Source organism: Desulfonatronospira sp., from assembly GCA_003563255.1.
Taxonomy (GTDB): Bacteria; Desulfobacterota; Desulfovibrionia; order Desulfovibrionales; family Desulfonatronovibrionaceae; genus Desulfonatronospira.
The window spans coordinates 1-12,247 of record PWSL01000497.1 but is presented as its reverse complement, the minus strand read 5'-3'; the positions used below and the strand labels follow the sequence as shown (position 1 = coordinate 12,247).

Annotated in this window: 6 protein-coding genes; all 6 read left to right on the top strand. The window is 50.8% G+C overall.

Annotation, left to right across the window (positions count from 1 at the left end):
- Nucleotides 1-422 precede the first annotated feature (422 nt).
- On the top strand, nucleotides 423-4,511 hold the full coding sequence (gene rpoB, locus QZP87_RS14555; protein ID WP_291323648.1) for a DNA-directed RNA polymerase subunit beta: 4,089 nt from the start codon (nucleotides 423-425) through the stop codon (nucleotides 4,509-4,511).
- Between the two features lie 109 nt (nucleotides 4,512-4,620).
- Nucleotides 4,621-8,781 (top strand): DNA-directed RNA polymerase subunit beta', encoded by a 4,161-nt coding sequence (gene rpoC / locus QZP87_RS14550; RefSeq protein ID WP_291323647.1) that lies wholly within the window; start codon nucleotides 4,621-4,623, stop codon nucleotides 8,779-8,781.
- A gap of 135 nt (nucleotides 8,782-8,916) precedes the next feature.
- A complete protein-coding gene (rpsL, locus tag QZP87_RS14545) occupies nucleotides 8,917-9,288 on the top strand; it encodes a 30S ribosomal protein S12 (protein WP_291323646.1) in 372 nt (123 codons plus the stop codon).
- Between the two features lie 26 nt (nucleotides 9,289-9,314).
- On the top strand, nucleotides 9,315-9,785 hold the full coding sequence (gene rpsG / locus QZP87_RS14540) for a 30S ribosomal protein S7 (RefSeq protein WP_291323645.1): 471 nt from the start codon (nucleotides 9,315-9,317) through the stop codon (nucleotides 9,783-9,785).
- 280 nt (nucleotides 9,786-10,065) lie between these two features.
- Nucleotides 10,066-12,138, top strand: a complete 2,073-nt coding sequence (gene fusA, locus QZP87_RS14535; RefSeq protein WP_291323644.1) for an elongation factor G — start codon at nucleotides 10,066-10,068, stop codon at nucleotides 12,136-12,138.
- A gap of 12 nt (nucleotides 12,139-12,150) precedes the next feature.
- A partial coding sequence (locus QZP87_RS14530) for a GTP-binding protein (RefSeq protein ID WP_291323649.1) occupies nucleotides 12,151-12,247 on the top strand: 97 nt, incomplete at its 3' end.

Genomic DNA, 12,247 nt, shown 5'->3' with positions numbered 1-12,247 from the left:
TTTTATAACCTGTCTCAATTGGGGACAGGCACTTTTGCTGGTTGACAACCTGCCATACTCCAAAATCTCGGTGGCAAAAGAGCCAGTCCCCGGAGGTCAATAAATAAGTTTCGCTGTAGTGCTATTAACAATTAACAAATAACAGATAACTGGGTTGCAGGCATAGCCTGCTTTAGAAAAATTAAGAGAGGCTTACAGGGGACAGGCACTTTTGCCGACCTCAAACCGTAAAACGGTTGGACTATCCGGCGGCAGAAAAGCCAGTCCCCTTCCAGCTTAAATAAAGTGTCGCTGTAGTGTAAAAAAATTAAATAGGTCTTATGCCCTTTACGGGCAATTTTTCCCAGGTACGGACCCAGTGGCAGGTCATAATGTAGTGACCAGATGAGACTTTAATCAATTTATGCCAGGAGATAAAGGGATTGTTTACCAAAAATTTTGGTCAGATTAAATACGGGTTGGATGTTCCACATCTGTTGAAGCTGCAACTGGACTCATATTTCAACCTGTTGCAGGAAGAAGCAGACCCCATGAATCGCCAGGACAAAGGGCTGGAGGCTGTATTTAGATCAGTTTTTCCCATTGAAGACTTCAACAAGTCTGCAACCCTGGAATATGTCAGTTACGAAATCAATCAGCCCAAGTATGACGTCACTGAATGCCTGTCCAAGGGGCTTACTTACGAGGCGCCTATACGGATCAAGGTAAGGCTCATCGTTTACGATGTGGATGATGAGAGCGGCAACCGTACTGTGCGTGACATTAAAGAACAGGATATCTATTTCGGGACTCTGCCATTGATGACCGGGAAGGGTACTTTTATTATCAACGGCACTGAGCGGATAATTGTAAATCAGCTGCAGAGATCCCCGGGAATAATTTTTGAGCATGACTCAGGCAAGACCCATACCAGCCGCAAGATCCTTTACAGCTCCAGAATTATTCCCATGCGGGGATCATGGCTGGATTTCGAGTTTGATCCCAAGGATATCCTGTATGTTCGCATAGATCGTCGCCGCAAGATGTATGTCACCATCCTGCTTAAGGCCATGGGGATGAGCGAAGAGGATATCCTGAATTATTTTTATGACCGGGAGCAGCTCAGGTTCAAGGAAGGCAAGGTCTACCGCAGGGTCAAATCTTCGCATTTCCGAAAAGAGATTGCCTACACTGATGTTCAGGATGGCGAGGGCAACGTGCTGGTGAGGGCCGGCCGCCCAGTTACCAAGAGGGTCTGGAGACAACTGGCCAAAGCCAGGGAGCACCTGGAAGTAGATCCAGCTGTCCTGCCCGGGCAGTTTGTGGCTCATGAGCTGGTGCATCCGGTTTCCGGCGAAGTGCTTGCCGAACTGGGAGATGCCCTGGAGCCGGAGCTGGTGGAAAAGATTCACGAATCAGGTATTGAAGATGTGGAAATTCTTTATACCGGAGGACAGGATGTTTCATCTTCCTTGCGGGATACACTCAAGCTGGACAAAACCCAGGACCAGATGGAAGCGCAGGTGGAAATATATAGGCGGTTGCGACCCAGTTCCCCCCCGACTCCTGAGATTGCTTCCAGTTTTTTTGACAACCTGTTCCGCAATTCAGACTATTACGATCTTTCCCCTGTGGGCAGGTACAAGTTAAATGCCAGGCTGGGACTTAACCTGCCTACGGATTACAGGACCCTGTCCAATGAGGATATCCTGCGGGTGGTGAAGCATCTTATTAAGCTCAAGGACTCCCATGGCCCGGCCGACGATATTGATCATCTGGGCAACAGAAGAGTACGCCCGGTGGGAGAACTTGTGGAAAACCAGTACCGCATCGGCCTGGTGAGAATGGAAAGGGCGGTAAAGGAGCGTATGAGCCTGCAGGAGGTTGCCACCCTTATGCCGCACGATCTCATTAATCCCAAGCCGGTGACCGCGGTCCTCAAGGAATTTTTCGGGACATCTCAGCTATCTCAGTTCATGGATCAGACCAATCCATTATCAGAGGTTACACATAAGCGCAGACTTTCGGCTCTGGGGCCTGGTGGCCTGACCCGTGAGAGGGCCGGATTTGAGGTGCGGGACGTGCATCCCAGTCATTACGGCCGCATTTGCCCCATTGAAACTCCCGAAGGCCCTAATATTGGTCTCATTGTTTCCCTGACAACTCATGCTCAGGTTAATGACTACGGATTTATCGAGACTCCGTACCGAATTGTCAAAGAAGGCAGGGTGACCGATGAGATCAAGTACATGGACGCATCCAAGGAGGCTGACAAGGTGATAGCCCAGGCCAATGCACCAGTGGATGCAGAGGGCTGGTTCAGCGCGGACCAGATTACTTCACGCATACAAGGTGAGTTAAACCAGGTTTCCCGGGACCAGGTGACTCATATGGACGTTTCTCCGACTCAGATAGTATCCATTTCGTCTTCCCTGATACCTTTCCTGGAACATGACGATGCTAACCGGGCTCTGATGGGATCCAATATGCAGCGTCAGGCTGTGCCCCTTCTCAAGCCGGAAAGGCCCCTGGTGGGGACCGGCATGGAAGGCCTGGTGGCAAGGGATTCCGGCAGCTGCGAGATAGCCAGTGCCGACGGGATAGTGAGGTATGTGGATGCGAACAAAGTTATAGTCAGTTATGACCGGCCTGTAGACAAAACTTCCGTAGACACAGTGTGTTATGACCTGCAGAAATTTCATAAATCCAACCAGAACAGCTGCTACGGGCAACGGCCCAGAGTTCTTTCAGGACAAAGGGTCAAAGCCGGTGATGTGCTGGCGGACGGACCAAGCATTGTGGACGGGGAACTGGCTTTGGGCAAGAATCTGTCAGTGGCTTTCATGCCCTGGTGTGGATACAATTTTGAGGACTCCATTCTTATTTCCGAACGTATGGTCAAGGATGACGTGTTTTCTTCCGTACATATCGAGGAGTTTGAAGTTATTGCCAGAGATACCAAGCTGGGGCCGGAGGAGATAACCAGGGACATACCCAATGTGGGTGAAGACATGCTCAAGTACCTGGATGAAAGCGGCATCATAATGATCGGTGCAAAGATAAAGCAGGACGATATCCTGGTTGGCAAAATCACGCCCAAGGGCGAAACGCAGCTCACGCCGGAAGAACGTCTATTGCGGGCCATATTCGGAGACAAGGCCAGGGATGTCAAGAATACCTCCCTCAAGGTTCCGCCCGGAATCGAGGGTACGGTCATAGATATCAAGGTTTTTAACAGGCGCTCGGGAGAAAAGGATGAGCGTACCAAGGTGATCGAAGACAGGGAACTGGAAAAGGTGTCCAGAAGCGAGGAAAAGCATGTCCAGGGTCTGACGGATCAGACCAGAGACAGGGTCTGGGAGATGGTGTCCGGCAAGAGGCTGGCCCAGAGCATCATGGGACGTAAGAAGGGCCAGGTACTGGCCGAAGCCAACAGCACCCTGAAAAGGGAAGACCTGGACAGGATTCCACTCAAAAAACTTATGGGTGCCTTTGCCGGCAAAGAGGTTAACGAGTCGGTTGATCAACTGATAAAATTGTATAACGAACAGATCAAGTTCATTCAAAACATATATTCTCAGAAGCGGGACAAGGTAGTTGAGGGCGATGATCTGCCGCCCGGCGTCACCAAAATGGTTAAGGTCTATGTGGCTGTGAAAAGAAAGCTCAATGTCGGAGACAAAATGGCCGGGAGGCATGGCAACAAAGGAGTTGTTTCCTGTATCCTGCCTGAGGAAGACATGCCCTTTTTTGACGATGGTACGCCGGTGGATATTGTTTTGAGTCCTCTGGGTGTTCCTTCCAGGATGAACATCGGGCAGATCATGGAGACCCACCTGGGATGGGCTGCCCGGGAACTGGGAAGGCAGCTTGGCAGGATGCTGGAGGAGGGTGTTGATGTAGGGGTCCTTAGAAAGGAAGTGGACGAGATATTCAACTCTCCTGAGATAAGCAGGCTGGCCGCAGAAATGGATGATGAAAGTTTCGTCAGGGCTGTACGGGAACTGGAACCCGGGATTCTTACCAAGACCCCGGTATTCGACGGGGCCAAGGAAGAAGAGATCTGGCCCTGGCTCAAGAAAGCAGGCCTGAGCGATGACGGCAAGGCCGTGCTGTACGACGGACGTACCGGTGAACCGTTTCACAACCGGATAACAGTGGGTAATATGTACATGCTTAAACTGCATCACCTGGTGGATGAAAAGATACATGCCAGATCCACAGGGCCGTATTCTCTTGTCACGCAGCAACCTTTGGGAGGCAAGGCCCAGTTCGGCGGCCAGAGGCTGGGGGAGATGGAAGTGTGGGCCATCGAGGCATACGGAGCTTCATACCTGTTGCAGGAGTTTCTCACTGTTAAGTCGGATGATGTCTCCGGACGAGTGAACATGTATGAAAAGATAGTCAAGGGCAACAATTTCCTTGAGTCGGCAATGCCGGAATCCTTCAACGTTCTAATAAAGGAACTTATGGCACTGGGACTGGATGTGGATCTTCTGCTGGACGAAAAAAAGAAATCCAGGAAATCCTGAAAAATATCAGGACTGCCTGGCTTTTTGAGTGGCCGGGCAGGCATGAATAAAAAAAACAGATACGAATAAAAAAACTTTTGACTGTCCATATATATAAGAGGATTAGAATATGAGCTTAGATGATCTTTTTTCTCAAAGGTCTTCAAGTACCAGCACCATTTCCGGCAAGGAACTGAAAGGTATAAAAATCAGGGTGGCATCACCGGAAAAGGTCAGGGAGTGGTCTTTTGGCGAAGTCAAAAAACCTGAGACGATAAATTACCGTACATTCAAACCGGAGCGCGACGGTCTTTTCTGCGCCAAGATATTCGGTCCTGTAAAAGACTATGAATGCAATTGCGGCAAGTACAAGCGTATGAAGCACCGCGGCATTGTCTGTGAAAAATGCGGGGTTGAGGTCATCGCTTCCAAGGTCCGCCGGGATCGCATGGGCCACATAGAACTGGCTGCGCCGGTGGCGCATATCTGGTTTTTGAAAAGTCTGCCTTCCAAGATAGGTACCCTGCTTGACATGACCATGGCTGACCTGGAGAAGGTTTTGTATTTTGATGCCTACATGGTCCTGGATCCAGGCGAAACCTCATTGAATCCAAAGCAGGTGATATCAGAGGAGCAGTACATGCAGATCCTTGACACATATGGAGAGGGCACTGTGAAGGTCGGCATGGGGGCTGAAGTCGTACGGGAATTCTTGATGCACCTGGACCTGGAAAAGCTCAGGGCGGAACTCAGGGTTGAATCAGAGGGTACTCGTTCTCAGACCAAGAAGAAAAAGCTGGCCAAGCGTTTGCGTATTGTGGAGGCCTTCCTGGAGTCCGGCAACAAGTGCGAGTGGATGATACTGGAAACCATTCCGGTTATTCCACCAGAACTCAGGCCGCTGGTTCCCCTGGATGGGGGGAGGTTTGCTACATCGGATTTAAATGACCTCTACCGCCGGGTGATAAACCGCAACAACCGTCTTAAAAGACTTCTGGAACTGGGGGCTCCGGATATAATTATCCGCAATGAAAAACGTATGCTGCAGGAGGCCGTAGACGCCCTTCTGGATAATGGACGCAGGGGTAAGGCCATTTCCGGCACCAACGGCCGCCCCCTGAAATCCCTTTCCGACATGATCAAGGGCAAACAGGGGCGCTTCAGGCAGAATCTGTTGGGTAAGCGCGTGGATTATTCAGGCCGCTCGGTTATTGTGGTCGGTCCCAACCTCAAGCTGCATCAGTGCGGTTTACCCAAGAAAATGGCCCTGGAGCTGTTCAAACCCTTTTTGTATTCCAGACTGGAAGAGAGAGGATTCGCCAGTACGATCAAAAGCGCCAAGAAGATGGTAGAACGTGGAGATGTGGTGGTATGGGATATCCTGGACGAGGTGGTCAAGGAATACCCGGTGCTTTTGAACCGGGCGCCCACCCTGCACCGCCTGGGTATCCAGGCCTTTGAGCCTATTCTGGTAGAGGGAAAGGCCATCAGGCTGCATCCTCTGGTATGTTCCGCCTTTAATGCCGACTTTGACGGAGACCAGATGGCTGTGCATGTGCCCCTGTCCATAGAGGCCAACGTGGAGTGCCGGGTGCTGATAATGTCCACCAACAACATCCTTTCCCCGGCCAACGGCGAACCAGTAATCGTGCCTTCCCAGGATATTGTTCTGGGGCTTTACTATCTGACTGTGGATCGTTCCATGCAGAAGGGAGATGGCAAAATCTTTTCCGACCCCGGGGAAGTTATCTGTGCCCATGACTCAGGCCACCTGGCTCTGCATGCCAGGATCAAGGTCCGCATCGATGGAGAGCTGCACGAGACTACCACAGGCAGGATAATCGTCAACGAGCTATTACCGGAAAACGTCCCTTTTTCTCTGGTGAACTGCATACTCAATAAAAAGAATATTGCCAGGCTGGTGGGCAACACCTACCGCTGGGCCGGGACCAAAGCCACGGTCATTCTTTGCGACAGGATAAAAGACCTGGGGTATGAGTACTCCACTTTGGCAGGCATTACCATCGGGTTGAAGGACCTGACAATTCCTGAGAAAAAGAAGAACATTATCGAAACTTCCCAGGAGACCATCAACGAAATCGAGCGCCAGTACAACGAAGGTATAATTACCAGAACCGAAAAATACAATAAGGTTGTGGACGTCTGGACCAAGGCCACCAATGACGTGTCCAATGAGATGATGAAAACGCTCTCCACGGATATTGTCCGGGATCCGGAGACCGGGCAGGAAGATGTCAATGTAAGCCTCAACCCCATATTCATGATGGCCAACTCCGGGGCCCGGGGTAACAAGGATCAGATGCGTCAGCTGGCCGGAATGCGGGGGCTTATGGCCAAGCCCTCTGGAGAGATTATCGAAACTCCTATCATTGCCTGTTTCCGGGAGGGGCTGACTGTACTGCAGTATTTTACCTCCACCCATGGAGCCAGAAAAGGGCTGGCTGATACCGCCCTGAAGACCGCCAATTCCGGTTATCTTACCAGACGTCTGGTGGATGTGGTTCAGGACGTGGTGGTTTCGGAGTACGACTGCGGAACAGTAGACGGCATTGAGCTTACCCACCTCATGAAGGCCGGGGAGGTTCAGGCCAGGCTCAGTGAAAGGATCCTGGGCAGAATAGCCATGTACGATATCCTGGAACCTGAAACAGGTGAGGTCCTGGTGCCGTCCAATTTCATGATCACGGAAGATGCCGCGGAAAAAATTGATGCCGCCGGGATAAACGCCGTGTCCATCAGATCCGCTTTAACCTGCAAGACAAAAAGGGGCGTATGTTCGCTTTGTTACGGACGGGATCTGGCCAGGGGGCATCTGGTGAATGTCGGAGAAACCGTGGGCATTATTGCGGCCCAGTCCATCGGAGAGCCCGGCACCCAGTTGACCTTGCGCACGTTTCATATCGGGGGGACTGCCTCCAAGGAGATTGAACGTTCCAATATCAAGGCCAGCAACGCAGGACACATAGTTTTTTCCCGGATTCGCACTGTGGAGAATTCCAGGGGGGAATTCATGGTCATGGGCAAGAGCGGGCAGCTCAAGATCGTTGACGACCAGGGCCGGGAAAGGGAGAAGTATTTTCTGCCGACCGGGGCTAAGCTCTTTGTCAGGGCCGACGAAAAGGTCAGCAAAGGTCAGCTCCTGGCGGAGTGGGACCCATTCAACGAACCCTTTGTGACTGACATTCCCGGCAGGATCAAGTTTTCAGATATCATTGAGGGGCGTACTTACCAGGAAAAAGTGGACGAGACCACCGGCAGGGCCACCATGACAATTACAGAGTACCGTTCCACCAATTTCAGGCCCAGTGCTTCCATCTGTGACGACAAGGGCAAGGTGAAAATCCGTCCTGAAACTTCGTCTGAGGCCATATTTCAGCTCCCTGTAGGGGCCATTCTCATGGTCCAGGACGGTGACAGGGTCCAGGCCGGGGATATTATTGCCAGAAAGCCCAGGGAGTCTTCCAAGACCAAAGATATTGTGGGTGGTCTGCCCAGGGTGGCTGAGCTTTTCGAGGTGCGAAAGCCCAAAGATCAGGCCGTAGTTACTGAGATAGACGGGATTGTTTCCTTTGGACCTGAATCCAAGGGCAAGCGCAAGATCATCATAGGACCCGAAGTAGGAGAGCCCAAGGAGTATCTAATTCCCAAGGGCAAGCATATCACCGTGCAGGAAGGTGATTTTGTGGAGTCAGGAGAACTGATAACCGAAGGTAACCCGGACCTGCACGACATGTTAAAGATCAAGGGCGAAAAACATCTTGCCAATTATCTGGTGGAAGAGGTGCAGGAGGTGTATCGTTTCCAGGGGGTTCAGATAAACGACAAGCACATCGAAGTGATTGTGAGGCAGATGCTCAAAAAGGTGAATATCATTGAACCCGGCGAAACCGGATTTCTTGTGGGCCAGCAGGTGGAAAAGACCGTTTTCATGAAGGAAAACGAGAAATGCCTGCGCAAGGGCAAGAACCCCGCCATGGCCGAACCCGTGGTTCTGGGCATCACTCAGGCTTCGCTCACCACTGAGTCTTTCATTTCTGCGGCTTCTTTCCAGGAGACAACCAAGGTACTTACCGAAGCCGCCCTGATGGGCAAGGTGGACCAGTTAAGAGGACTCAAGGAAAACGTTATCGTGGGCAGGCTCATACCCGCTGGAACAGGGTACAGGCCGTATGTCAACTGCGACATCAATGTTCCGGAACAGCCTGAGGACCCGGAAGAGTTTCTGGAAGATCTGGATGAACATGTTTATATAGGCAGGCAGACCCGTTGAAGCCGGAGGAGTATTTGTCCCGTCCTTATTCAGCACCTGAACTTTTATCAGGCCCCTGTGACTTTTTGCTTGACATGCTGAAAGTATTCAATTAACAACAACGGGTTTGAGCCAGCAGAACTATTCGGAGGAAATATGCCGACCATAAATCAATTGGTAAGAAGATCCAGGGATCAGGTGATAAAGCGCAAAAAAAGGGCAGCGCTCCAGGAATGCCCTCAAAAAAGAGGTGTGTGCGTCCGTGTCTACACCACCACACCCAAAAAGCCCAACTCGGCCTTACGCAAGGTTGCCAGGGTGCGTCTGACCAACGGTATAGAAGTTACATCATATATACCCGGAGAGGGTCACAACCTGCAGGAGCACTCCGTGGTCATGATCCGTGGTGGACGAGTAAAGGACCTGCCCGGGGTAAGGTACTCAATTATCAGGGGTACCCTGGACACCTCTGGAGTCAGGGACCGCCGGAAGAGCAGATCCAAATACGGAACCAAAAGACCAAAATAACTTTTGCGCAAGGGAGATAAAACAGAATGCCACGCAAAGGTCCTATACCAAAAAGAGCTGTTTTACCGGATCCGGTATACCACAGCCGCATGGTAAGCAAATTCGTCAACAGGCTTATGGTTGACGGCAAGAAGAGCATTGCAGAAAGACTCCTGTATAAAGCCATCGAAGAATTGGGCGCTAAAACAAGCGACGACCCCATAAAGGCTTTCAATCAGGTAGTTGAAAACGTTAAGCCGCACATGGAAGTCAAGTCAAGGCGGGTTGGGGGGGCAACCTACCAGGTGCCCATGGAAGTTCGCCCCAGCAGGCAGGAAGCCCTGGCTATCCGCTGGCTGGTACTGTATGCCCGCAATCGCGGTGAAAAGGGCATGGACCGTAAGCTTTCAGCAGAACTTCTGGATGCCTACAACAACCGGGGAGGTGCTATCAAAAAAAAGGAGGACACTCACCGCATGGCAGAGGCAAACAAGGCCTTTGCCCATTACCGCTGGTAATTTGTCCCCTCTACGGCCTGGCATTTTCCATGAAAGCCGCAGGATTTTTTTTGTTAACGACTGATACTCCAGGAAACGGCACTACAGGTTTGCATCAAGGCTGATACGAGATATCAACTATGCCTGGGTGAAATAAGCCCAGGCTTTTTGCCGTCCGGGTTCGTAAGCATTTGACGCTTGTATGAACAAAAGTGCCTGTCCCCATGCCACATGCAAATGGCTAAACTGTTACATTTTTTAAAAGTTTCGCTGTAGCGATAATACTTAAAGAGAGAAAACATTGGCACGGCTCGTACCCATAGACAAACAGCGCAATATCGGAATTATGGCCCATATTGATGCGGGCAAGACTACAACCACCGAGCGTATCCTTTATTATACAGGTGTTTCGCATCGACTTGGAGAAGTGCATGATGGTCAGGCGGTAATGGACTGGATGGAGCAGGAGCAGGAACGCGGCATAACCATTACTTCAGCATCCACTACATGTTACTGGAAGGAACAGCGCATAAATATCATCGATACACCTGGGCATGTGGACTTCACCGTAGAAGTGGAGAGGTCTTTGAGGGTTTTGGACGGATGTGTGGCTGTATTCTGCGCAGTGGGCGGGGTTGAACCCCAGAGTGAAACTGTCTGGAGGCAGGCGGACAAATATCATGTACCACGCATGGCCTTTGTTAACAAAATGGATCGTACAGGTGCCGATTTTTTCCGGGTGGTGGACATGATCCGTGAACGCCTCAAGGCCAAGCCCGTTCCACTGCAGATTCCCATTGGAGCTGAAGAAAATTTTAAAGGTATTATAGACCTGGTTTACAGCAAGGCATACATTTTTGATGATCAATCTCTGGGCAAGAAGTTTGATTTTATCGATATACCCGAAGAGTACCGCCAGGAAGCCGAAAAATGGCGGCATCATCTAGTAGAAGCCATAGCTGAAGAAGAAGAATCCCTGCTGGAAAAGTATCTATCCGGGGAGGAGATTACCTCTGAAGAAATCATGAACGGGGTACGCAAGGCCACAGTTGCTCTGAATATCTGCCCGGTAATATGCGGTTCGGCATTCAAAAACAAGGGAGTACAACCCCTGCTGGATGCAATAGTCAACTACATGCCTTCACCTGCAGATGTACCTCCGATCCATGGGATTGATCCCAATACTGAGGAGACCATAGTCTGCCCCCCCAACGATGACGATCCCTTCAGCGCCCTGGCATTCAAGCTGACCTCGGATCCTTATGTCGGGCATCTTTCTTTTCTGAGGATCTATTCCGGCAAGATCGAGAGCGGGATGAATGTGGTAAATGCAGCCACCGGTAAAAAAGAGCGAATCGGACGTCTTTTGAAAATGCATTCCAATAAACGTGAAGAAATCAAGTCGGCTTATGCCGGCGATATCGTAGCTGCAGTGGGTCTTAAATACACTGCCACGGGAGAGACACTGTGCACTCCGGAGCGCCCTGTTCTGCTCGAGTCCATAGAGTTCCCGGATCCTGTCATTGAAATAGCCATTGAGCCCAAGACCAAAAACGACCAGAATGCTCTGAGCAATGCTCTTCAGAAGCTGTCCAAGGAAGACCCTTCTTTCAGGGTCAAGACCGATGAAGAAAGCGGCCAGACCCTCATCGCCGGAATGGGTGAGCTGCACCTGGACATTATTGTGGATCGGCTCACCAGAGAATTCGGCGTGGACGCAAATGTAGGCAAGCCCAGGGTGTCTTACAGGGAAACCATCACCAGAAAAGTCAAGCAGGACACCAGGTATGTCAAGCAGACCGGCGGTCGGGGACAGTACGGGCACGTGGTGCTGGAGGTAGAACCATCCGGGACAGGACAGGGCTATGAGTTTGCTAATTCAATTGTAGGCGGGGTTATACCCAAGGAATATATTCCAGCAGTTGACAGGGGGATCCAGGATGCCATGAAAAGCGGTGTGGTTGCCGGTTATCCCATGGTGGACGTCAAGGTGAACCTGATCTTTGGATCCTACCATGATGTGGACTCTTCTGAGCAGGCGTTTTACATTGCCGGATCCATGGCTTTTAAGGAGGCCTGCAACAAGGCTGACCCCATTATTCTGGAACCCATAATGTACGTGGAAGTTTTGACACCCGAGGATTATATGGGTGATGTCATGAGCGATCTAAACGGCAGAAGGGGCAAGGTGCTGGGTATGGAGTCAAGAATGGGCACCCAGATAATCAAGTCATATGTGCCTTTGAATAATATGTTCGGTTACGCCACAGACCTGCGCTCCAACTCACAGGGCAGGGCTACATACACCATGCAGTTTGATCATTACGAAAAGGTACCTGCCGGTCTGGCTGATGAAATACAGAAAATCAAGTAAGGGGAGAAAGAGATGGGAAAGTCTAAGTTTGACCGTAAGAAGCCGCACGTTAATATTGGTACCATAGGCCATATTGACCATGGCAAGACTACGCTTACCGCCGCCATCA